This is a genomic window from Methylophilus sp. 5, from assembly GCF_000515275.1.
Classification (GTDB): domain Bacteria; phylum Pseudomonadota; class Gammaproteobacteria; order Burkholderiales; family Methylophilaceae; genus Methylophilus.
In genome coordinates this window covers 74,894-97,811 of the sequence record NZ_KI911560.1, presented here as the reverse complement: position 1 = coordinate 97,811, position 22,918 = coordinate 74,894, and the positions used below count along the sequence as shown (strand labels likewise).

The 22,918-nt window shown below is 49.9% G+C and carries 22 protein-coding genes; 16 read left to right on the top strand and 6 right to left on the bottom strand.

Annotated elements, in window-relative coordinates; genetic code table 11:
- Positions 1 to 216: 216 nt before the first annotated feature.
- The 5 genes from greB to METH5_RS0100435 all read left to right on the top strand — a co-directional run bounded on the left by greB (position 217) and on the right by METH5_RS0100435 (position 2,613).
- Positions 217 to 699, top strand: coding sequence for a transcription elongation factor GreB (gene greB / locus METH5_RS0100455; protein WP_029146638.1), 483 nt, complete (start codon positions 217 to 219; stop codon positions 697 to 699).
- Positions 700 to 764: 65 nt separating this feature from the next.
- The gene (locus tag METH5_RS0100450) at positions 765 to 1,136 is read left to right on the top strand and encodes a DUF2946 family protein (protein ID WP_255337136.1); all 372 of its coding nucleotides are present in this window, start codon (positions 765 to 767) and stop codon (positions 1,134 to 1,136) included.
- Between the two features lie 53 nt (positions 1,137 to 1,189).
- On the top strand, positions 1,190 to 1,855 hold the full coding sequence (locus tag METH5_RS0100445) for a hypothetical protein (RefSeq protein WP_029146636.1): 666 nt from the start codon (positions 1,190 to 1,192) through the stop codon (positions 1,853 to 1,855).
- 27 nt (positions 1,856 to 1,882) lie between these two features.
- Entirely contained in the window at positions 1,883 to 2,224 is a 342-nt protein-coding gene (locus tag METH5_RS0100440) for a heavy-metal-associated domain-containing protein (protein ID WP_029146635.1), read from the top strand.
- Positions 2,224 to 2,613, top strand: coding sequence for a hypothetical protein (locus tag METH5_RS0100435; RefSeq protein ID WP_029146634.1), 390 nt, complete (start codon positions 2,224 to 2,226; stop codon positions 2,611 to 2,613). The genes METH5_RS0100440 and METH5_RS0100435 overlap by 1 nt, the downstream gene beginning before the upstream one ends.
- 107 nt (positions 2,614 to 2,720) lie before the next feature.
- Here the strand turns inward: METH5_RS0100435 and METH5_RS0100430 are convergent, their stop codons facing one another.
- Complete coding sequence (locus tag METH5_RS0100430) at positions 2,721 to 3,386, bottom strand: OmpA family protein (RefSeq protein WP_029146633.1); 666 nt, start codon at positions 3,384 to 3,386, stop codon at positions 2,721 to 2,723.
- 201 nt (positions 3,387 to 3,587) lie between these two features.
- Between METH5_RS0100430 and METH5_RS0100425 the strand changes: the two genes are divergently transcribed.
- Positions 3,588 to 4,088 (top strand): hypothetical protein, encoded by a 501-nt coding sequence (locus tag METH5_RS0100425; RefSeq protein WP_029146632.1) that lies wholly within the window; start codon positions 3,588 to 3,590, stop codon positions 4,086 to 4,088.
- Between the two features lie 81 nt (positions 4,089 to 4,169).
- On the opposite strand, the gene METH5_RS0100420 is transcribed toward METH5_RS0100425, so the two are convergent.
- Positions 4,170 to 4,793, bottom strand: coding sequence for a hypothetical protein (locus tag METH5_RS0100420; protein WP_029146631.1), 624 nt, complete (start codon positions 4,791 to 4,793; stop codon positions 4,170 to 4,172).
- Between the two features lie 271 nt (positions 4,794 to 5,064).
- Here METH5_RS0100420 and earP point away from each other — a divergent pair, with 271 nt between their 5' ends.
- The 4 genes from earP to METH5_RS0100400 all read left to right on the top strand — a co-directional run bounded on the left by earP (position 5,065) and on the right by METH5_RS0100400 (position 8,476).
- Positions 5,065 to 6,168: an elongation factor P maturation arginine rhamnosyltransferase EarP gene (earP, locus tag METH5_RS0100415; protein WP_029146630.1), complete on the top strand. Its 1,104-nt coding sequence runs from the start codon at positions 5,065 to 5,067 to the stop codon at positions 6,166 to 6,168.
- Positions 6,169 to 6,209: 41 nt separating this feature from the next.
- The gene (gene efp, locus METH5_RS0100410) at positions 6,210 to 6,770 is read left to right on the top strand and encodes an elongation factor P (protein WP_029146629.1); all 561 of its coding nucleotides are present in this window, start codon (positions 6,210 to 6,212) and stop codon (positions 6,768 to 6,770) included.
- Positions 6,771 to 6,956: 186 nt separating this feature from the next.
- Positions 6,957 to 7,433 carry a hypothetical protein gene (locus METH5_RS0100405; protein WP_029146628.1) on the top strand — a complete coding sequence of 159 codons (477 nt, stop codon included), beginning with the start codon at positions 6,957 to 6,959 and terminating at the stop codon, positions 7,431 to 7,433.
- Between the two features lie 68 nt (positions 7,434 to 7,501).
- The gene (locus METH5_RS0100400; protein ID WP_232411074.1) at positions 7,502 to 8,476 is read left to right on the top strand and encodes a hypothetical protein; all 975 of its coding nucleotides are present in this window, start codon (positions 7,502 to 7,504) and stop codon (positions 8,474 to 8,476) included.
- A 3-nt stretch (positions 8,477 to 8,479) separates the two neighbouring features.
- On the opposite strand, the gene METH5_RS0100395 is transcribed toward METH5_RS0100400, so the two are convergent.
- Positions 8,480 to 8,749: a DUF2934 domain-containing protein gene (locus tag METH5_RS0100395; RefSeq protein WP_029146626.1), complete on the bottom strand. Its 270-nt coding sequence runs from the start codon at positions 8,747 to 8,749 to the stop codon at positions 8,480 to 8,482.
- A 260-nt stretch (positions 8,750 to 9,009) separates the two neighbouring features.
- Here METH5_RS0100395 and METH5_RS0100390 point away from each other — a divergent pair, with 260 nt between their 5' ends.
- Positions 9,010 to 10,176, top strand: coding sequence for a sugar MFS transporter (locus tag METH5_RS0100390; RefSeq protein WP_051412790.1), 1,167 nt, complete (start codon positions 9,010 to 9,012; stop codon positions 10,174 to 10,176).
- A gap of 54 nt (positions 10,177 to 10,230) precedes the next feature.
- Here the strand turns inward: METH5_RS0100390 and tldD are convergent, their stop codons facing one another.
- The 3 genes from tldD to METH5_RS0100375 all read right to left on the bottom strand — a co-directional run bounded on the left by tldD (position 10,231) and on the right by METH5_RS0100375 (position 16,480).
- Positions 10,231 to 11,670 (bottom strand): metalloprotease TldD, encoded by a 1,440-nt coding sequence (gene tldD / locus METH5_RS0100385; RefSeq protein WP_029146624.1) that lies wholly within the window; start codon positions 11,668 to 11,670, stop codon positions 10,231 to 10,233.
- Positions 11,671 to 11,749: 79 nt separating this feature from the next.
- The gene (locus tag METH5_RS0100380) at positions 11,750 to 12,604 is read right to left on the bottom strand and encodes a carbon-nitrogen hydrolase family protein (RefSeq protein ID WP_029146623.1); all 855 of its coding nucleotides are present in this window, start codon (positions 12,602 to 12,604) and stop codon (positions 11,750 to 11,752) included.
- Positions 12,605 to 12,637: 33 nt separating this feature from the next.
- Positions 12,638 to 16,480 (bottom strand): YhdP family protein, encoded by a 3,843-nt coding sequence (locus METH5_RS0100375; protein ID WP_029146622.1) that lies wholly within the window; start codon positions 16,478 to 16,480, stop codon positions 12,638 to 12,640.
- Between the two features lie 179 nt (positions 16,481 to 16,659).
- Between METH5_RS0100375 and METH5_RS0100370 the strand changes: the two genes are divergently transcribed.
- The 5 genes from METH5_RS0100370 to lysS all read left to right on the top strand — a co-directional run bounded on the left by METH5_RS0100370 (position 16,660) and on the right by lysS (position 22,778).
- Positions 16,660 to 18,561: an ATP-binding cassette domain-containing protein gene (locus tag METH5_RS0100370; RefSeq protein WP_029146621.1), complete on the top strand. Its 1,902-nt coding sequence runs from the start codon at positions 16,660 to 16,662 to the stop codon at positions 18,559 to 18,561.
- A 24-nt stretch (positions 18,562 to 18,585) separates the two neighbouring features.
- Positions 18,586 to 19,155 (top strand): hypothetical protein, encoded by a 570-nt coding sequence (locus METH5_RS0100365; protein WP_029146620.1) that lies wholly within the window; start codon positions 18,586 to 18,588, stop codon positions 19,153 to 19,155.
- A 171-nt stretch (positions 19,156 to 19,326) separates the two neighbouring features.
- A complete protein-coding gene (locus METH5_RS0100360; protein ID WP_029146619.1) occupies positions 19,327 to 20,007 on the top strand; it encodes a response regulator transcription factor in 681 nt (226 codons plus the stop codon).
- 58 nt (positions 20,008 to 20,065) lie between these two features.
- Positions 20,066 to 21,187 carry a sensor histidine kinase KdpD gene (locus METH5_RS0100355; protein WP_232410880.1) on the top strand — a complete coding sequence of 374 codons (1,122 nt, stop codon included), beginning with the start codon at positions 20,066 to 20,068 and terminating at the stop codon, positions 21,185 to 21,187.
- A gap of 52 nt (positions 21,188 to 21,239) precedes the next feature.
- Positions 21,240 to 22,778: a lysine--tRNA ligase gene (lysS, locus tag METH5_RS0100350; RefSeq protein ID WP_029146617.1), complete on the top strand. Its 1,539-nt coding sequence runs from the start codon at positions 21,240 to 21,242 to the stop codon at positions 22,776 to 22,778.
- The last annotated feature ends 140 nt before the right edge of the window (positions 22,779 to 22,918 follow it).

Here is a 22,918-nt window from a genome sequence, read left to right as displayed (position 1 = left end):
TAAATAATCAGCAACATTGCGTTGCCTTGCGCGTCACAGTTGGCGACGCACAATTCATTTACGTAAAATAAATTGGCAAATGAAGCCCTTAAAAAAAGCTTCACAAAAGATTCATCAAGTGCGCAAAAGCGGCTATTGAACGCTAAGGGATGGCTAGGGCAGCAATACGCTGTATGATGCGGTTGATGAGCGCGTACACAATGGATTTGGGTTTACATGGCTGAGCAAAAAAATTACATTACGCCGGAAGGCTATGCCGCGTTGGAAAAAGAGTTTCAATACTTGATTAAGGTTGATCGGCCCGAAGTGGTGCGTGTGGTGAGTTGGGCTGCCGGCAATGGTGATCGCAGCGAAAACGGTGATTATATTTATGGTAAAAAGCGTTTGCGCCAGATTGATGGGCGCATTCGTTTTTTGACTAAGCGCATGGATGCGGCGGAGATCGTCTACAGCAAAACGCAGACCAATACTGAAAAAGTGTATTTTGGGGCCTGGGTGACGCTGTTTAACCTCAGTGATGACAGTGAAATGACGCTGCGTATTGTTGGCCAGGACGAACTGGACCCGACACAAGGCTATATTTCATGGGTGTCACCGATGGCCAAAGCACTGTTGGCTAAAAACCTGGGCGATACCATACGGGTGGTCACCCCGGCGGCAGAAACCGAGTATGAAATTATTGATATTCGCTATGAATAAAACACGCACATTAAATAGACACCGGGGCTTGAACTAATCACGTTCTGGCCTTATCTTAGCCACATATGCGAAAACGCCTTTGCCTATTTTTGATTTGCTGGTTGCCATGCTTTGTCATGGCGGCCAATGTCATGTCGTTGCAAATGGTGCTGGCAGAGCAGGCGCTGGCCATCACCGCCCAGGCGCAACAGAGCGAGATGCCGTGCCATCACATGGCAGATGATCAAGGCATGCATCACTCAGCTGACGATGATGCGACAAGTCAGCATCACTGCACAGTATGTGGTTTTTGCATGGTGACGACCGGCGTCGCTCATTTAGACGCGTTTCCAAGTGTTTCCCTTATTGCACAGTCTAGCGCTGCCCCGTTGTTTGCGGCAGACCCTGTGCACTCTCAAACCTACCCACCAGCCATCAAGCCACCCATATTCAGCTAACGCACAGGACAACTCCGTCCACACGTTTTTGTTAGATTGACTATGGAGGCTTTATGTTTAAGCAACACACCGTTGCACCTTTAACACTTGGCGCCCTTGTTTTAAGCCAGATTGCCTTGCCAGCCCATGCGGCGGCACTGATGGGCTTTGAAGATAGCGCCATGCTGATGACCGAAATCGGTCGCTACAACCAGGAATGGATGTTGAACTACTCGCCCGCGCTCGGGCATGCCATCGGCGTTGAGCAGATGCGCATGTCTGGCAAAGGCGAGCAGGCAACGACTATTTCCGGCATCAATTACACCGGTCTCATCAAGCGCTGGAATCTGCCATCGGCGCAGGCCAATGTTTGGTTTAACGGCAGCGTGGGCGAAGCCCGTGGCCAGTACGATGGCTTTGCCTACACGCCCAGCTTGCAGTTTGATGCCGAATCGACCCGGCTGTATTTTCTGGCCAAGGCACGCATGATCCGTGCGCCCAATATGAACTACGACACTGCTGCGGTGCAGGCCGGATTTTCGTTTTATGAAACCGGCTTTAACCAGACACAGCCGTGGTTTGTGATTGAAGCCAAAACCATGCGTAACAACGATCCCGGCCTGCAAATCACCCCGGCGTTGCGCTTGATCAACAAACATTATTTTCTTGAATTTGGTGTTACCAACCCGTGGCAGGGCGAGGGCTTTGCGCCGCGCCTGAATGCCATGTTTGTGTTTTAACCAATTAAATGATTAAAGGATTTTGAAATGAAAAAATTATTAGTGACTTTGATGTTGTCTGCCATGACGCCAGCAGCATTTGCCGTGACCACGATTAAAGTTGAAGTGAACGGCATGGTGTGTGCATTTTGTGCCAAAGGCATAGAGAAAAAACTCAATGCCTTGCCGCAAAAACAGGCGACTTTTGTTGATCTCAAGAGCCGCGTGGTGGCCTTGCAGTTAAAAGACGGCCAGGATGTTTCAAATGAGGCATTTAGCAAGGTGATTGAGGATGCGGGTTACTCGGTGGGCAAGCTGGAGCGCGTGAACCAGACCGTGGAGGCGATTCAGGCAGAAGTAGCCAAGGCCGAGAAAGCAGGCAGCAAGTGATGGCGGCAGAAATCAATCATTTGCAAGCCAGCCGACGGCTCAACCTGTTATCGCTGTTCACCAGTGGCTCTACACTGATTTGCTGTGCGCTGCCAGCCACGCTGGTGGCCATCGGCTCAGTGGCAACCTTGACCAGCCTGATTAGTCATTTTCCGCAGCTGATCTGGATCAGTGAGCACAAACCACTAGTATTTGGCGTAGCCGGGGCTATGCTGTTGCTGGCAGGCATCATGCAATGGCGGGCGCGGCTGTTGCCGTGCCCAACCGACCCGCAATTGGCGGCGTTATGCACTAAAACACGTCGCCAAAGTGTGTGGATTTACTGGTTTTCGGTGATTGTTTTTCTGGTAGGTGCTTTTTTTGCATTTGTGGCACCGTTGTTCATTTAGGATTGCGTCATGTATTGCAAAGTCGGCATCCTCTTTTTATTGAGGATGCCGATTGCGCATAGAAAAAGCCGACTGAATAGTCGGCTTTTTCTATGATTGCTTAACGCTTATTTAGGCGCTGCCTGCGGTTCTGGCTCGGCGACGAAAATCTCCACGCGGCGATTTTTGGCACGGTTAGCTTCGGTGTCATTGGCGGTTAACGGTTCATGTGAGCCGCGGCCATCAATGGTGATGCGGTTAAATGCAATGCCGCGCTCAGCCAGGTAACTGCGGGCGCTGGCAGCACGATTTACAGATAATGGGTCATTAATGGCATCTGAGCCGCTGCTGTCAGTATGGCCGACGATATTCACGCGTGCGGCTGAATTGCTTTGTAAACCGGTCGCAAACTTATCCAGAATCGGGCGAAAATTCGGTTTGATATTGGATTTGCCTTTATCAAACGAAATATCACTCGGAATCTCTAATTTGAGTTGGTTATTTTCGGTCTTGGTCACGGCAACGCCTGTGCCTGCTGTCGCCTGTTCCATTTCCTGTTTCTGTGCTTCCATCTTTTTAGACCAGATATTACCGGCAATCGCACCGGCACCAGCGCCTACGGCCGCCCCGATGGCAGCCCCTTTGCCACCACCGGCCACTGCGCCAATGACACCGCCTGCAGCAGCGCCTATGCCCGCGCCTTTAGCGGTTCCTTTTTGGGTTTCGCTCATATTTGCGCAACCGGATAAGCCAATTGCTGCTGTTAACACTGAGACTGTGATTATTTTATGCATTGTTTTCTCCCTGATAAATGATGTGTGGCTTTAGTTTGTCCATCCAGGTCAGGGGAAGTTCAGTCCTCAGCGTGAGCGAATTGCGTATAATCTGATTGCAGATTAAAGCAAGCCGTTTTTGTGCCGTTGAATAGTCAGATAAACGTCAGTCATATTTAGTCGCAGATAAATTGATCAAGAGAGACATACAGGTTAGTGTTGATGGTGCCACCAGTCATATTAGATATTGAGGCTTCAGGTTTCGGCGCGGGCAGTTACCCGGTCGAGATTGGCTACGTCGATACCAGCGGCGAGGTGTGGAGTGCGCAAGTGCAGCCGCACGCCGATTGGCTGCATTGGGATAAAGAGGCTGAAAAACTGCATCAGCAGTCGCGCCAGTCGTTAGAGGCGCATGGTCAAACGGCGCAAGAAATTGCGGCGCACCTTAATCGCGTCTTTGCTGGTCAAACGGTTTATAGCGATGGCTGGTATCAAGACTTTGTCTGGCTGCATAGCTTGTATGAAGCCGCTGGGTTGAGCCCGCGTTTTAAGCTGGAAGATTTAAGCGTTACTTTAACGCCTGAGCAGCAGGCGGTGTGGCACGAGACCAAGCAAATTGTGCGTGAAACCCTTGCATTGCAGCAGCATCGAGCCTCTACCGATGCCAAGGTGCTGCAACTGACCTGGTTAAAAACGGCTGAGATGGCCGCGTTGGCCGAGTAACCCTGTCAGTAGCGTGGCAGTAATGCTTTTGCTGCTTTAAAAGCAAACAGCCCCGGTTCGGGGCTTTGTTATTTTTAGTGCTTATTTACAGCTCTTTTTGGCATCGACTTCAAACTCAATATCCACATCGGTCCATGTTTTGCCCTGATGAAATGCCTGGGTACAAATACGGCCGAACTTCTCAAAAGCACTGCCGCCATTAAAGTCTTTAATAATATCCAGCGTGCCTTTGGCTTGTAAATGACCATTCTTCTCGGTGATCTTCATCGGGATGACCTTGGTCACGTCGTTCATGGTCACGGCCAACTGTAAGTCATTACCCTGAATTTTTTCAATTTTGGCAGAAATCTTGCCCGGATTCAGAAAGTTTTTAAACAGGCCAGTGGTGACGTTCATGTTACGAATGGTGGCCAGGGCTGGGTCCCAGGTGCCGCCTTTACCATTGTTCAAATCATTTGAGGTGTCCAGCGACATGCTGTCTATTTCAATGGTTGCCCCTTCGAGCTTGCCGGTGGGGGAGGCCAACTGATATTTCTTAAAGGTGTTTTTTGTGACGATATAAGATTTATCGGGAGCACCGAATGCAGTGAATGAAAACTTAAAAGATTTTTCATCTGGAGTATAGGTGCAGCTGTTTGCCCACACTGCGGTGCTTAACAAACTGCCAATAATGGCGACTAATGAGCGCGCATGCCACTTGTTCATATCAATTTCCTGCCTTGTTTTTTTATCTGGTTAAAAAGAATTTAATCATTGCGATAATTCGCCACTTAATAGTAATGAGAATAATTATCAATTGCAATATAGTCATTCAAATTAAACCAAATATTCATCGCACCGACGGCATCGGCAAGGGCAAATACACACATTGGCAGTCAGGCTTGTTTATGAATATAGCCATGGCTCAGCACTGTTTTGGCTGTAGTGATTTAAGTTACAATCGACCACTTCTTTCGTCGCGCCACCACGTCGTCACATGACTTTAAAAACACAAGCCTCCCAGACATGGGATCTATTTTGCAAGGTGGTCGATAACTTTGGCGATATTGGGGTGTGCTGGCGCTTGGCGCATCAATTGGCCGATGAATATGGCATTCATGTCCGCTTATGGGTAGATGATCTGGCGCTGGCGCAAACGTTTGCCGGGGCAGGGCATGCGCATATCCAGTTACAGCATTGGACAAATGACGCTGATTTTTCACGAGTGGCAAATGTGGTGATTGAAACCTTTGGTTGTGGTTTGCCTGAGGCCTATCAGCAACAAATGCTCAGTCAGCACTCAATCTGGGTCAATATTGATTATTTGTCGGCAGAACCCTGGGTGGAAGGCTTTCACGCCCAGCACTCACCACAAACTAATGGTCTGGTGCGTCATTTCTTTTACCCCGGGTTTACAGCGCGCACTGGCGGCTTGCTGCGAGAGGCCGGCTTGGCCACGTTGCAAGCCCAAGCCAGCTGGCCAGATATAGGCTTGCTGCCCGCACCAGACAAGCTCACGGTGTCTTTATTCTGCTATGCGCACGCGCCGTTGGCGGCGTTGGTGGATAGCCTGCAAACCTCCAGTGTGCCCGTGCGCGTATTGGTGCCGCAGACAGTTGCGCCCTTATTGGCCAAGGTGCTCAAGCTCACCGAGTTGCACCTTGGCGCGCGTATTCAGCGCCAACAATGTGAGTTTTTAGTGATCCCGTTTTTGTCGCAAACCGATTACGACCGTTTGCTGTACTTGTGCGATTTTAATTTTGTACGTGGTGAAGATAGCTGGATACGCGCGTTGTGGGCAGGCAAGCCAATGATCTGGCTGCCTTATCAGCAAAGCGAAGACACGCATTTGCTAAAACTTAACGCGTTTATGCATCACTACCTGGCGCAGGCCGATGGCGCACTGCATATGGTGACCAGCAATGCCATGCTGGCATGGGCGCAAGGCACATGGCAGGTCGCACATTGGCAGTCTTTATTAGGCAGTTTGCCGCAGCTGACCAGCCACGCCAGTGCCTTTAAAGTGAGCCAGTCACAACAGCTTGATTTGGCGACTAACTTGGTGATTTTTATTGAGAAATATCATACACATCGGGTATAATTCCGCGCTTTCAAATCCCGCATACAAATTAAGGCTTATTTATGAAAATCGCTCAAGACCTCCGCGTTGGTAACGTAGTGATGATTGGCAACGACCCGATGGTCGTTATAAAAACCGAATACAACAAATCTGGCCGTAACTCTGCAGTGGTTAAAATGAAAATGAAAAACTTGCTGACAGAAGCGCCAAGCGAGAACGTATATGCTGCACAAGACAAGTTTGATGTAATCGTATTAGAAAAGAAAGAAGTCACTTTCTCTTATTTTGCAGACCCAACCTATGTGTTTATGGATGCTGAATACAACCAGTACGACGTGGATGCCGAGTTTATGGAAGACGCGCTGCCATACCTGGAAGATGGCATGCCCTGTGAAGTGCGTTTTTACGATGGTAAAGCCATTTCTATCGAACTGCCAACTACTGTTGTGCGTGAAATTACCTACACTGAGCCAGCAGTTAAAGGCGATACTTCCGGTAAAGTGATGAAGCCAGCCAAAATCGCTACCGGTTTTGAGATCCCGGTGCCACTGTTTGTGAGCCAGGGCGACAGGATTGAAATTGATACGCGGACTGGTGAGTACCGTAACCGTGTCATGAAATAATTGAGCGCTAATAAAAAACCCCGGACATGTCCGGGGTTTTTTATTGCCTGTTGATTGGATAGCTGGCGTTGGCCAATATGCGGCCGGAAAATGTTAGGTGATTTGTCAGGAATCATTCACTGTGTGGCGATTGTGTTTTCCTTAACAATCTGTCACAGCTTTTCATCATTCCAATTGGGGGTTGCAATGCGTTCTCAGCACAATCATCAAAAACGCACTTTTTTGACATCATTGTTGGCCTGTTATAGTTTTCTGGCCAGTATGCAGGTGACCGCAGAAGCTGATCCACGCTCACTCAAGCATCCTGTCATTGGATACTGGGAGTCTCGCGTGCCAGAAAATGGCTGCCTGGAAACCTACTGGTTTAAAGAAGATGGCTCAGCCGTGTTTACCAGTGGTGATGAGCAACTGGAGGCGCAGTATGAAGTCACGCCGCAGCCTGATGCGCATGGTTTTTTTAAACTCAATCACCGCGTCACACTGAGTAACAACGCGCCCGATTGCACCAGGCAACGCTCTGAAACCAACAGTGAGCAAACCAGTTTTTTATTGTTTAAACCAGATGGCAGCAGTTTTATTTCTTGTGACAATGATGGCCCTTCACTCGAAAACTGTTTTGGGCCGATCGAGTTAAAAAATAACGCCAGCAGAAGTGTGCGTTAACGCTGGCTGGTGTACGTATGTGGCAATTGCGGCTAAGCTTACTCAGGCGTGTATTTCCTCTGTTGGTGGTGTGCTTGGGGCTTACGCTTGGGCATTCTAGCCAGGCCATTATTCACGGCCTGACCTTTCCGGGCATGGCGATTTCTACCGTTAAATTAAGTGTTCAGCATGCACACTTTTTGCAGTCAGTTGAAAAGTGGGAGTATTACGACTCGATTTGCAGTGCTGCCATTGTCGGCCTCAAACCACTTACACTGATTACGGCGGCGCATTGCATGAAAGAGGTGCGTTTGACTGGCCCGTTAAGCTTACCCATGCTGTCTATTGCCCAGCCCGAGCTGTTGGGCATTGAGCAAGTGCAGCTCAAACAGGCTTTTTACCGGCCCTTTGCCGTGGTGGCCGAGGACTTAACGCAAGACATTGCTGTGCTGGTGTTTGATGCAAAGGTGCATAGTCTGATACAACCTTTGCGTATCCGGCTTGGCGATGATTTACCCGAGCTCATCATGATTTGTGGCTACGGGCGTGGTTATGGCGAAGCCGATACCCGCCATCCGCGTTGCGGTGAACGCAAGCCTGTGCGTGATTTATCAGACTTTTATCAGGTCTTGCCCAAAGCATACCGCGAGATGGACGAAATGTTGCATTTGCAGGCGCAAACCCAGTTTGCCTATACACAAGAGTTAGTGCATGCCGAAAAGGCGCTGTTAGCGGTCAACCGGCTTAACGAGATGGATCAATATGACCATACCATGCCCATGCCTACCGTTGGCGACTCAGGCGGCCCATGGCTGGTGCTGAATGCCTTGGGGCAATACGAGTTACTGGCGATTACCAGTCTGGTCGAGCGATTTTACAACCCAAGTGCCCATTGGCCATTTTTTCAGAAACAAGTGCCGCTGTCTGAGTATCCGTATGTGGCTTATGGCTTACGCTTGAGTCATCCTGAGGTGTTGGGTTTTTTGCAGTATGCGCAACACAGCGGCGCCGATATCCAGTTTACTTCGGCACCGCGAACGCCACATGTGAGTCAGCCTGAATAATTTTCAGGCAGTCAATTTTGCATTAATCTCTTGTTCAGCCTCTAGCCAGTAGTCCATATGCTGATGGCCAAAACCTTTTTTCTCAGCAATGTAATAGGCTGCAACTTCAATCATTTTGTAGCGTTCTTCGCTGGTGATTATGGCCGGTTTGGCCGTTTTTTTGCGCGAGGCGGCAGGTTTGGTAGCTTTTTCTGGCGCCGCAGTTTTGGGTGCTGCTTTTTTTACAGTGGTCGTTTTTTTAGCGGATGTGTCAGTGGTTTTGCTAGATGCCATACTATGTCTCCTTGATGTAGAGGTGAGTGAAAGCGTCGACTTGTGGTCGCTGTAAAGCTATATTAAGAGCGAGCCGTGTCCAGCGTCAAGCCTAAATCGGCAATCCATTTGATCTACCTTAAATCTTAAGCTGGCATTTTTGTGTTTGAGGTTGAATTGTGTGTGGCAGGCCGTATAAAAGTGGGCAATGCAGTAAAAGCAACTTCCAAAGCCGCAGCATTTATGCTTTAGTGGCTCGTTGGTTAAATTTGAAAGACCGTATGTATAAAAAAGCACTCACCTCACTGATTATCTTGTTCTTTATGATGGGCTTTATCACCTGTTTAAACGACATTTTGGTGCCGTACCTGAAAGCTGTTTTCGACTTAAGCTACAGCCAGGCTGCGCTGGTGCAGTTCTGTTTTTTTGCCGCTTATGGCCTGACGTCTATCCCGTTTAGTCGGCTGATTGAAAAGGTTGGCTACCAAACCGGCATGGTGATTGGATTTTCTCTCGCGGCACTTGGCTGCCTGCTGTTTTACCCAGCGGTGGTGTTGCATACTTATGCACTGTTTCTTGCCGCCTTATTTGTGCTTGCCTCAGGCATTGTGTTATTGCAAGTGGCGGCCAACCCTTGTGTCTCCATCATCGGTCCTCAACAAACAGCTTCTTCCCGCCTGACCATGGCGCAAGCATTTAACTCTCTAGGCACCTTTGTGGCGCCTTTGTTTGGCGCTTATTTTATCCTGTCTGCGCTGTCACATTCCAGCCATGCAGAAGGCGTTGTTTACCCTTATGTCTTCATCGCTGCTGTGCTGGTTGTCATTGCCATAGTGCTGTCGCGCATGAATCTGGCAGGCTTGGAGAGTACACAAAAAGATGAAACCAGCTGGCGCGATGTGCTCGCCGACCGTGGGCTGGTATTAGGCATGGTTGGCATTTTCTGTTATGTCGGCGCTGAAGTTGCGATTGGCAGCTTTCTGGTCAACTACATTAAAGAGCTGACCCAAATGCCAGAGGCAGAAGCCGCATCATTAATCGCGCTGTACTGGGGTGGCGCCATGCTAGGCCGCTTTATCGGTATTTTTACGCTCAAAGCCTTTGCCCCGGCCAAAGTCCTTAGTGTGCACGCCTTGCTGGCTATTGCATTGCTGCTCTACTCAATGAACGCCACTGGCATGCAGGCGGTGGTGAGTATGGTGCTGGTTGGTATGTGCAACTCGATTATGTTCCCCACCATTTTCACGCTAGGCATCAAAACCCTCAAACCCGGTCAAGAGAAGAAAGGCTCTGGTTTGCTGGCAACGGCGATTTTAGGGGGGGCTGTGGTGCCATTGTTGACTGGGCTGCTGGCTGACCGTGTCGGGCTGCATCATGCGTTTGTGTTGCCGGTGTTATGTTATGGGTATATTGCGTGGCTGGGTCTCAATCATCTGAAAGCACGTTGAGCGTAAAAAAAGCTGCCTGCAGGCAGCTTTTTTCTCATTGTGATAGGCGCTGACTTAAGCCGAGGTTCCACCCACTGTCAACCCGTCAATCTTCAGCGTCGGTTGCCCCACACCCACCGGCACGCTCTGACCTTCTTTACCGCAAGTGCCGACGCCGCTATCGAGCGCCATATCATTACCCACCATGCTCACTTTGGTCAGCACATCCGGGCCATTGCCGATGAGGGTGGCGCCTTTCACCGGGTAGGTGATTTTGCCGTCTTCAATCATGTAGGCTTCAGCGGCGCTAAAGACGAATTTACCGCTGGTAATATCTACCTGGCCACCACCAAAGTTGGCGGCATAGAGGCCTTTTTTGACCGATTTGATAATCTCTTGCGGGTCTTTGTCGCCGTTGAGCATGTAGGTGTTGGTCATGCGCGGCATGGGGATGTGCGCGTAGCTTTCGCGGCGCGCGTTGCCGGTGAGGCTCATACCCATCAGGCGGGCATTTAAAGTATCTTGTATGTAGTTGCGCAGGATGCCGTCTTCAATCAGCACGGTGTTTTGCGGAGCATTGCCTTCGTCGTCCATGGTCAGTGAGCCACGGCGGTCTTGCATGGTGCCGTCGTCGACGATGGTGATACCTCTAGCGGCGACCTGCTGGCCGATCATATTACTGAATGCGCTGCTGCCTTTGCGGTTGAAATCGCCTTCAAGGCCGTGACCAATCGCTTCGTGCAATAAAATACCAGGCCAGCCGTTGCCAAGCACGACGGTCATGCTGCCAGCTGGGGCAGGGCGCGCTTCGAGGTTAATCAATGCCTGGTGGGCGGCTTTTTGCGCATAGTCTTGTAATATTTCGTCGGTGAAATAGCTATAGTCAAAGCGACCACCGCCACCACTGGAGCCTTGTTCGCGGCGGCCATTGTGTTCGGCGATCACTTGTAACGATAATCGCACCAGTGGGCGCACGTCGCCCGCCATGATGCCATCGCTACGTGCCACTAAAACGACTTCATACTCAGCGGCAATCGAGGCCATCACTTGGGTGATGCGTGGGTCTTGCGCTTTGGCGTAACGCTCCAGTTTTTCCAGCAGTTTGACTTTGGCATCTGCACTCAGGCTGGCAATCGGGTCTTGCGGTAAATAGAGCGGGGTATGGCTGCGTGTGATAATGCTGTGCCCGGTTTTTTCCTGGCCCAGGTTGGCAATGGCACGCGTGGCTTGGGCCGCTTGTTGCAAGGCGTCTAGGTGAATGTCGTCTGAGTAGGCAAACGCCGTTTTTTCACCACTCACCGCGCGTACGCCTACGCCTTGGTCAATATTAAAGCTGCCAGACTTCACCTGGCCTTCTTCCAACCCCCACGACTCGCTGCGGCTGTATTGAAAATACAGGTCGGCGTAGTCAATGTTGTGCGTCATCATGCCAGACAGCACATTGGTTAAAGCGCTATGATCCAGCCCGGCGGGGCGGAGTAATAAGTCATTGGCAGTGGTGAGTAGCGTTTGCATAGTTAAGTCACTTGTTTAAATCTTGAGTGTTGGAGTCGATTTCAAGCAAAGAGTGCTAACGTCGCACTCAGTGTTTTCATTAAATCGCCTTAATGGTTTTGTGTTTGAGCGCTGGCAAGCTTTGGCGCAGATTTTTAATGTAGTTGCGGTTGACATTGGCAACCACGATGCCCGAGCCGCGTGGCAAGCGGTCCAGCACTACGCCCCAAGGGTCAACAATCATGCTGTTGCCATGGGTTTCGCGGCCAGATAAATGGTAGCCGCCTTGGGCCGAGGCAATGACATAACTCAGGTTTTCTACCGCGCGAGCACGTACCAGGGTTTCCCAGTGGGCTTTGCCTGTCGTCTCGGTAAAGGCTGAGGGCACGACGATAATGTCTACTTCGCCCATGGCGCGGAACAGCTCAGGGAAACGCAAGTCATAGCAAATCGAGAGGCCTATGCGGCCAAATGGCGTATCCACAGTGACAACGGTGTCGCCTGGTTCTATGGTGTTTTCTTCATGGTAATGCTCGGTGCCCATGTCCAAGCCAAACAGGTGGATTTTGTCATAGCGCGCCACTTGCTCGCCTTTGTCGTTATACACCAGGCAACTGTTGCGTACTTTGTTAGCGTAATGGCTTTCGAGCGGTACGCTACCCGCCACAATCCATATTTTAAAAGCCTTGGCCGTTTTGCTTAAAAACTGCTGAATCGGGCCGTCGTTTGGTTTTTCGCGGATGGTGACTTTGTCAAAATCCTTCAGCCCCATGATACAAAAGTATTCTGGCAGCACGACGAGTTTGGCACCTGCTTTGGCGGCCATTTCAATTAAGCGTTTGGCTTCAACCAGGTTGGCTGCCACATTGGGGCTAGAGGCCATTTGGACCGCAGCGACTTTGACGATGTCATCATTGGCGGCTGATTTCAGTTTTTTAGTTTTTTTGTCTGCCATGGCAAATTTTCCGTTGAAATAATAATGTTGGCATTAATGCAGGCCTTTCAAGGGCTGCGCAGCAGGGGCGGGTGTTTTTTTATCAACCTCTGCTTCCTGCGGATTATCCCAGGTGCCTGTAATCATATACTCACTGGCACTGATTTTGTTAAGCGGATCTTTGAGTAATTTTTGCGCCACAAATGCAGCTACGCCTATAATCGGCCCACCGGCCAGCGCCGCCAGCGAAACCGAGTCGCTAATGTGTGGCACTACTTTTACCCGCAAGCGCTGTGTTTCTGCTTTTAAATTGGTTTCACCTTTAATGCTGGCTTCGGCGGCCGGGCCGGTCATAAACAGGTCGTTACTACGCAAAATACCATCTTTAATATTGGCAGTAGAGTTGATTTTGTCAAACGCAAAGCCTTCGCTAAACAGATCGCGAAAGTCGAGAGTTAAACGACGCGGTAGGCTTTGCAAACTCAATAAGCCCAGCAAGCGACCCACGCCTGGTTGCACTTTTAAAATCTGGCCTTTTTCAAGCTGCATGGTGAAGTTGCCATCCAGTCTTTCTACCGCAAATTCATGTGGGCTACCTGGCCAGCCAAGCTGGCCGTTCATGTTACCTGTGCCGCCTTTGACCATCTCGCCACCAGGCTGAAAACGCTGCAGTGTTTTGCCTAGGTTGCTAGAGGTCAGGTTAAATTTGAGCATGGTTTGCGGGCTGCGCACCGAGTTGCGCCAGGTGCCATCCGCAGTGAGCTGGCTATCGCTGTTGCTGATGTTCATACGCTGTATTACCCAGCTTTCGCCGCTGTTATAGGCCTTTAAGTCAAGGCTGCCGAGTTGTTTGTCGCCAAACTGAAAGTCTTGCGCGGTAATGTCCAGCTCTGGGTAGGTGTTGTCTAAACGGCGCACTTCTGTTGGATTGGCGTTACTGTCGGTATCCATGCTGCGTGGAATACGTAAGTAATTCAGCTTAGCCACCAGTTTGCTGGGTTTGCCTGAAATCCAGTCGGCATCACCGGCCAGTTCCTGGCTTTGTACCGCGAGTTTGAGTCGCTCATTGTCTGGGGAAATGCTCAGCTTAATTTGATGCAGGTTACGGTCAAATACGCGCAAGGTGCCAGCAGTCAATTCAATCTGATTCAGCGCCAGTGACGACTCCGCAGCTTGATTGCCGCTACCCTGATTCAGGTAGGTCAGCCATTCATCCACATTTAGCTTTTGAAAGTCTGCCCGCAAGTTAATGCCGTCGCCGGTTGGTAAACGCGGTGGTGTATTGATGGCAATGTCACCGGCGCTCACCGTGGCTGGCGTATTCGCATTACGCAAAAAGTTGGCATGTATCCAGTCGTTGTAGTGAATGGCAATTTTGTCGGGCTGATTGTTTTCCTGACGAAAGCGGATGCTCAGGTTGGCTGGCGTTTCAACGCTTTTCTTGGCTGGTTCTGGCAAGTCAATTGCCATGCCTATCAGTTGCGAGCGGATATCCAGCCGAATATTAGGCGCTTGAATAAGTAAGTTGCTTTTCCAGTCGGTGGTGCCATGCAAGGCGCGGGTGATCGGGTTATTGTCCAGTTTTTTGAGCGCAGCATCGGTGATACGGCCACTGCCCTGAATAATGACAGACTTGTCTGGCCGTGTGCTCAGGCTGACACTGGCCGGATTATCAAACATGGATAACTGCACGCCTTGTGCCTGCAGGCCTTTTTCGGTGAACTTTAAATGGCCGTTAATATTGCTCATTTCTGGCATGGCAATTTGCGGATTGGCGGCAATGTGTCCGTTTTTAATAGTGTAGTCACCCTGAAACTGGCTGGCATCCACATCATTGAGCGGCACTTGCAAAGCGAGTTTGAGCTCGGCGTTGCCGGTTGTTTTTAAAAAGTCGGTAAAGCCCATGGTGACTTGTCGTACCGGGCTGGTGTTGACAAATTTAACGCCTTGTTCAACCGTGCCTGTTGCGGCCGCCTTAATGTTGAGCATGGGCCAGTCGGCATCCAGCCTTGGAATCTCGACTTGCGCCTGTGTGATGTGCTGGCCAACCGTGGTGCCGTTTTTAACGGCAATATCCATGCGTTTGCCTTCAAACTTGAGAAAAGCATCAATGTTTTGTACGACTGGCCAGTCAGTGCCATATTCCAGGCTGGCGCGATCCAATTGTGCGGTGACCCGGAACAAGCCCAGCGATGGGTCTGACAGGAATGCCTGATTGACGTAAGGGAAATCACTCACGCGGCCTTTGAGAATAACTTCACCATGCCTGATTTGGCCACTCAAAATAGAGCTATCCAGCCAGTGCAACGTCGATTCACCCAAGATGAGCGGATAGTAGAATGGGGCAAATTTGGCATCGCCACGCTCGATCTGGCTTTGCAGCTGTATGGTGTCGCCTCCTGCCGCGCCCAACTGATACTCCATATTGGTGCGCAAGGCCAGGTGCTGGTTGCTAAAGTGCAAGTTGCGGGTGCTGATCAAGGTTTTTTGGCCGTTATTACGCCACTCGATATCGCCTTGCAAACGGTCAATCGGCAATGGCCAGCGCAGCAGGCCAGCCAGTTCAATATTGGCTTTGCTGGTATCTAACTCAATGTTGCCCGCATTGGGGTGCAATGACAATTTTCCTGACCAGTTATCCAGCCCCGGTAAGCTAGCATAGGCCTGCGTATGCAGGCCGCTAAAATTGGCGTCTATGCTGTAGTCGCGCCATTGGTTTTGCTGATATAGCCAGCGCGCCTTGATTTGCGAGGCAAAGCCTGCCGGGGCCATGTGTTCAAGGTAATTGGCAATGGGTGAGTCGGCTGGCAGCCATTGCGCAAACAGATTGCCCTGCGTGAGGCTGAATTTTTTAATGGTCAACGTGCCTTCATGGCCTTTGCTATCCCATTGCAACTCACCATTGGTGTCTTCCAGTATCAAACCAGGCTGGACATCGGCCGAGAAATGCTTGAGGGTGACCATAAAGCGTTGCTCAACGCGTTGCCAGCGTAACTCACCAGTGACTGTTTTAGCGATAAAGGTTTGCGGCTCATTGGCAGGGGTTACCGCGACATTTTTTAACTGCACCTGTGCTGCCAGTCGCTGTAATTGCAAGGCATCAAACGCCAGCGTGGTTGTCAGGTTACCTTTGCCCGCCGTTACTTTTAGCGGCAAATCTAGCCAGGGGCTCCAGGCGGCTAAATCGGTGTCTGGTAAGCGTAGCGAGACTTCGCCGTGCCATGCTTGAGGCTTGGCCACATCGTCACCAATCACCACCGACTCGAGGGTAATACGTTGTTGTGTGCCAGTAGAAACCAGGCTGTCTATGTGTATGCTATGCCGATGCAGCAGGCGTTGCCAGACTGGCGTCAATATTTCAATGTTCAAGTCTTTAAGCAACAGTGGCGGTGCCTGACGCTGTTCGTCTAGCCAGGTAACTGTCGCGTGAGCAATTTTGATGCGCCGTTGTGCCAGCAGCCAGTTAGCAAAGGCCGGATTACCTTGCCCTGACATAGAAATGCCAGCCAAAAATAACTCACCGTTAGTGGTGCGCCTGACGACAAGGTCGGGTGAGTCTATGCTGAGGCTGATCAGTGAGGGCGAAAGCAAGACCAGACTGCTCCAAGATAAGCGGGTGGTGACCTGTGACAAGGCAAGTGCAGGCCGATGCTCGGTATCAAAGACAACGACCTTGCCTAATGTGACCTGTGGCGCCAGGCCGCGCCAGCGAATGGCAATGTGGGCAATCGTGACTTGCTGTTTGAGTGACTCGCTGAGTGCCTGCTCGATGCGGCCTCTGTAGTCATCAATGTGTGGAAAAACATAGAACTGAATCGCGCCAATAATGCCTGCCAGCATGACAAAAATGACAATCATGAATGTAGCTAGCCAGCGTTTGATTTTTTGCAGAGGCATAAGGGCGTTAAACAGGGGTTGAAGTGAATATTGCTATGACTGACTATTTTACTCGAAAACAGTTGCGCTTACCGCATGCTAAGCGTGAACTGACGGCGGAATAATTCAGCCTGAGCAGGAATGATTCGTTTAAAATGCCTCTCTTTTGCAATTTTGTTTTTAAATGAAAGTGATCGTCAGTGATTCAGTTTAAACAACTGACTTTTTCCAGGGCCGGTAAAACACTGGTTGAAGCGGCCAGTTTTCAGTTACATCCTGGGCATAGGGTTGGCCTGACTGGTGCCAATGGTGCCGGTAAATCTACTTTGTTTGCCTTGTTGCGTGGCGAGCTCACGGCAGATGTCGGCGAGTTGTTGATGCCGCCGCAGTGGGTGATTGCGCATGTGGCACAAGAAACGCCAGCACTGGCTAAGTCTGCGCTCGACTTTACGCTGGATGGCGATGAAGAGTTACGCACCTTGCAAGCGCGCCTTGCGCAAGCCGACGCCGGTGAAAGTCATGATCCTTTGCATGTGGCTGAGTGGCATCAGCGCGTGGCCGATATTGAAGGCTATAGTGCAGAAGCCAGGGCCAGCGCTTTATTGGCCGGGCTGGGGTTTTCTCAAGCACAGTTGAGTCGGCCCGTCAGTGATTTTTCTGGCGGCTGGCGCATGCGCCTCAATTTGGCACGCGCTTTGATGTGCCGCTCTGACTTGCTGCTGCTGGATGAACCGACCAACCATTTGGATATTGAGGCGGTGATCTGGCTGGAGGGTTGGTTGAGTGCTTATCGCGGCACCTTGCTGCTCATTTCACATGACAGAGAATTTCTTGATAACACCATCAACCATATTCTGCATATCGAACAGCAGCAACTCACCTTGTATCGCGGTGGCTACAGTGACTTTGAGCGCCAGCGCGCCGAAAAACTGACGCTGCAGCAGGCCAGTTATCAAAAACAACAACTGCAAATGGCGCATTTGCAGAAGTACATTGATCGTTTTCGCGCGCAGGCAACCAAGGCACGGCAGGCGCAAAGCCGTATCAAGGCGCTTGAGCGCATGGAGCGCATTAGTGCAGCGCATGTAGACTCGCCGTTTAGCTTTAGTTTTCGCGACTTGGGCTCTGCACCGGATCCGTTATTGGTCATGAATCAGGTGGCGCTGGGATATGCCGGGCAAACGCTGGTGAAACTGGCACATCTGGCGATTCGCCCTGGTGAGCGCATTGGCTTGCTGGGTAAAAACGGCGCTGGTAAATCTACCTTGATCAAAGCGCTGGCACAGTCAGAAACCCTGTTGTCCGGTGAGCGGGTAGAAGGCAAAGATTTGCGTATCGGCTATTTTGCCCAGCATCAGCTGGAGCAACTGGTTGCCAGCGATTCGCCGTTGCAGCATTTACAAAGGCTGGATGCCCAAGCCAGAGAGCAGGAGTTGCTCGATTTTTTGGGTGGGTTTGATTTTAGGGGCGAAATGGCCAAAGCCGCTTGCGGGCCATTTTCGGGCGGCGAGAAATCGCGCCTGGCATTGGCCATGCTCATTTGGCAGCGTCCTAACCTGATTTTGCTGGATGAGCCGACCAACCACCTGGATATTGAAATGCGGCATGCGTTGTCGATGGCTTTACAGGCGTATGAAGGCGGCATGGTGATGGTGTCGCATGACCGCACGTTGCTGGCCACTTGTTGCGAAAAGTTTGTGCTGGTTGCAGATGGGCAAGCGAACGTGTTTGAGGGAGACCTGGAAGATTACAAAGTGTCTTTACTCAAATCATCGCAAACCGAGGCGGCTGCCAGTCGCCCTGCAGCGGCCAAACAAAATAGCTATCATCAGCAAAAGGCCGACAGGCAAGCGCGCTTAGTCGAGCGTAGGCCTTTGGTTAAAGCATTGTCAACGTTAGAAACGCAGCTGGCAACACTGGAAAAAGAAAAGCAGAGCCTGGCAAGCCGCCTTGCTGACAGCGCAATTTACGATGTCGCACAGCGTGAATCATTGCAGGCGCTGCTAATTGCACAAGGTGAAAACCAAAAACAACTGGATTCAATCGAGAGTCAGTGGCTGGATGTGCAGGAACAGCTGGAAGCACTGCCTGAGGTTGACTAGCCACATCATATTAAAGGGATCATCATGGAAATGACTTATGAAGAACGTTTGAAGTTAATGCATCAATTGTGTCAGGCACAGAGTGCTGGTTATGCGTCTGAAGCGCAGGCCGTGGCAGCCTTTGCCAATGTCGATGTAGAGGACTCGGTACATTATCTGGCCAGTTTTTTAACGTTTAAGGCCATTCAGGCTGCCGATCGTCACCCGGCCGATGAACTGCAGAATGATTTTGATATGCTGGGCGTGTATCAATGCTTTGGCTTGATGGCCTATGCTTTTTTGTTTATGCCATTGACACAGGAGGGGCATCAGCCGGATTATGATAGGGCGCAGGTGACTATTGGCAAAACGCTGTTTGATGGGCTCGCGCCAGAAATGTTGGCTGAGATTATCGAGTCTGGTTTTCATAAATTTAAATTGATTGCCGAAGCAGACTCAGAACACTGGCAAGAATACCGTGAAAACCTGGATAAAGTGACTATCAGTTATATGATCGCGACCACCGACGATGACAGCCCGCATAGCGCGGAAGAGGTATTGCCACTGTTTGGCCAACTGTTAAGTCAGCTGTGTGAAGCCTTCACTGCTGACTAAATTTTGCATTATTAAGATTTTGTTTGTAATTTAATTTACATTAACATTTATGCTACAGTTTGAAAACTTGGGTAAAATTAACCTGTTTACGCTTGTTAATCAATTTGATTGTTCATAAGATCCTAGGGCTAAATGTACGATAGCCTTATGCTAATCTCTAAAAGGACATAAATGAGCAAGCTGCTGTTGATTGACGATGATGTTGAATTAGCCAATATGCTGAAGGAATTCCTGACGCAAGAGGGCTTTGCGGTGACGACTGCGCACGATGGATTGACTGGTGAGCAATATGTGCTGGCTGGTAAATTCGACTTGGTGATTCTTGATGTAATGATGCCAGGTCAGGACGGATTGCAGACGTTACGGAATGTCAGACAACACTCTGATATTCCTGTGCTAATGCTCACGGCTAAAGATGACAATGAAGGCCGTATTGAAGGATTGGAAGGCGGCGCGGATGATTACGTCCAAAAGCCCTGTCTGCCAAGAGAGCTTGTGGCCAGAATTCGTGCGATTTTACGCCGACATACCAGCGACACGCCTAAAGGCAACGATATTGTCGTTGGCCAATTGGTTGTTTCCAGTGAGCGTAGAAAAGTGTTCTGGATAGATAAGCCGATTGTGTTTACCAGCACCGAGTTTAGCCTGATTGAAATTCTGGCCAAACACGCCGGGACTATCGTCAGCAAAGAGGACTTGTCTATCAAAGCGTTGGGACGCCCTCTTGTGAAGTATGATCGTAGTATTGACGTGCATTTGAGCAGTATTCGTCAAAAAATATCTGAAGTGTCTGGTGGCGTAAATGTGATCCAAACCATTTACCGCGTCGGATACCAACTTGTTAGAGAGTAAGTGAAGTAATGCGAGGGTTATGGGGCGCCTGTTCTGGAAGTTATTCGTAGCATTTTTTTTGGCGCTCGTATCCACCGACATCATTGTCGGTAATATCGTTGAGTGGCAGTCTCATCAACAAGCCGCTGTGCATCAGGCAGCCTCAAAGGCTTGTAATGAGGGTGCCTGTGAGACAAAACCCAATGCGATCAACCCTCAATCTCAGCCGGCCAAGGCTAGTCTGCTGCCTGTTGAGCGACGTTTCTTCAGTTTGTCTTTATATGTTTTTATATTCAGTATTGTCTCGAGTACGATTTTTGCCGGGGTGTTAGCCTGGTCAATTTCGCATCCCATCAAGCTGTTGCTTGAGCATCTCAAAAGCGCCGCAGAAGGCGACCTGCTGGTCAGGGTGAGCCCTAAAATCACGGCGAGTCATGACGAATTTTCTGAACTGGGCCAAGCCTTTGATTTGATGGCATTACGCCTCAATAATATGATCAAAAGTCAGTCCAAGATGCTGCACCATGTGTCGCATGAGCTGCGTTCGCCACTGGCCAGGATTCAAATGTCAGTTGGGCTGGTCATGCAGAATCCCAAAAAAATGCAAAGTTCTTTACAGCGCGTGGAGCTGGAAGCGGTGCGCATGGAGAAAATGATTTCTGAGTTGCTGGAAATCTTTAGATTTGAATCTGGCATGCAAAAGCTGCAAAAAACAGAAGTTGATTTAAAAGGGCTGCTGACCGGGATTGTCGGCGATGTCTTGTTCGAGAAGCAAGATGCCAAACTTGATCTGGATATGCCGGAAGACACAGTTGTGGTTGATGGTCAGTTAGAGTTGCTGCAGCGGGCGATAGATAACGTGATACGCAATGCAGTGAAATATGGTCCGGAGCATGGCGTAGTGGCGATAGAGCTGCAACATAGTGCGCGTACCGGTGAAGTGATTTTGGAAGTGCAGGACCAGGGCCAGGGCGTAGAGCCGCAAGAGCTGGAGCAAATTTTCAGGCCGTTTGTACGTGGCCGCCGTGCGTCGCAAGTGGAAGGGCATGGTATTGGCTTGGCTATGACTAAACATATCGTGGAAGCCCATGGCGGTTTTGTAAAAGCAACCAATCTCAGCCCGCATGGTTTTATGATACGCATCCATTTACCAGCCAAGCATGAGGCGCCGGTCGATCAAGAGTCCAAAAATTGGATGTAACAATGCTAAAATAGCCGGTTTACGAATAACGCAGACGATTGCCGGATATTTTATGACAGCACAACACTCCACCCCAGACAACGCGACAGAGTCAGTCGTTGATGAGAATCACGTGATTGCGGAGCGTCGCGAAAAGTTGCGCTTATTACGCGAACAAGCCCAGGCTAGCCAAACAGCTGCTTTTCCTAACGACTTTAAGCCTGAGCACAAGGCCGCCGCCTTGCAAGAGACTTATGCGGACAGCGAAAAGGAAACACTAGACCCGCAAGAAATTGCCGTGGTGGTTGCTGGCCGTATGATGCTTAAACGCGTGATGGGTAAAGCCAGTTTTGCCACTATTCAAGACGGTACGGCACGTATTCAGTTGTACATTGCCCGTGACGAAATCGGTGAAGAACTTTACGAGCACTTTAAACACTGGGACATGGGCGATATTTTGGGCGCGCGTGGTCGTTTGTTTAAAACGCGCACTGGCGAACTTTCTGTGCATGTGACCGAACTGCGCTTACTCACGAAGTCACTGCGCCCATTGCCTGAAAAATTCCATGGTCTGCAAGACCAGGAAATCAAATACCGTCAGCGCTATGTGGATTTGATCACCTCAGAAGAAACCCGTGCGACGTTTAAATCCCGCTCAAAAGTGGTAGCGGCGATTCGTGCGTTTATGAATGACAACGAGTTTCTCGAAGTTGAAACACCCATGCTGCACCCGATTCCGGGCGGTGCTTCAGCCAAACCATTTATGACGCATCACAATGCATTAGATATGCAGATGTTTATGCGGATTGCGCCAGAGCTTTACTTGAAACGCCTGATTGTGGGTGGTTTTGAGCGTGTGTTTGAAATCAACCGTAACTTCCGTAATGAAGGCCTCAGTGTTCGTCATAACCCTGAGTTCACTATGATGGAGTTTTATGCGGCCTATACTGACTATCAGTGGTTGATGGACTTTACCGAGCAATGTATCCGTGCCGCGGCGATTGCAGCAAATGGTACGGCCGTATTGAGTTACGCGGGTAAAGAAGTTGATTTGAGCAAGCCATTTGAGCGGTTGACCATTGTGGGCGCGATTCAAAAATATGCACCGCAATATGCGCTGGAACAACTCAATGATGCAGACTTCTTGCGTAAAGAGTTATTGAAGTTTGGTGTGAAGCCGTTTGATCATGCTGGTTTGGGTGCATTACAGTTATCACTGTTTGAAGAAACGGCTGAAAGCCAACTCTGGCAGCCAACCTATATTATTGATTATCCGGTAGAAGTGTCGCCATTGGCGCGTGCTTCTGATAAACAGCCAGAAATCACTGAGCGTTTCGAGTTGTTTATTACTGGCCGTGAAATCGCAAACGGTTTTAGTGAGTTAAATGATGCTGAAGATCAGGCGGCACGTTTTCAGGCGCAAATGAAAGCCAAAGAAGCGGGTGACCAGGAAGCCATGTACTACGATGCAGATTTTATCCGCGCCTTGGAGTACGGTATGCCGCCAACAGGTGGTTGCGGGATTGGTATCGACCGCCTGGTGATGCTGATTACTGACAGCCCTAGCATTCGTGATGTGATTCTGTTCCCGCATATGCGCGCGGAAAGTTAAATCTTTTAAATTTAGCATGAAGCCACCTGGTTAAGGTGGCTTTTTTATTGCCTATAGTCTGCTTGTAAGAAATGTGTAAGGTTTGTCATCAAACTGTCATATTGAAAATTCAAAATACGTCCCGGATACACACATGTAAT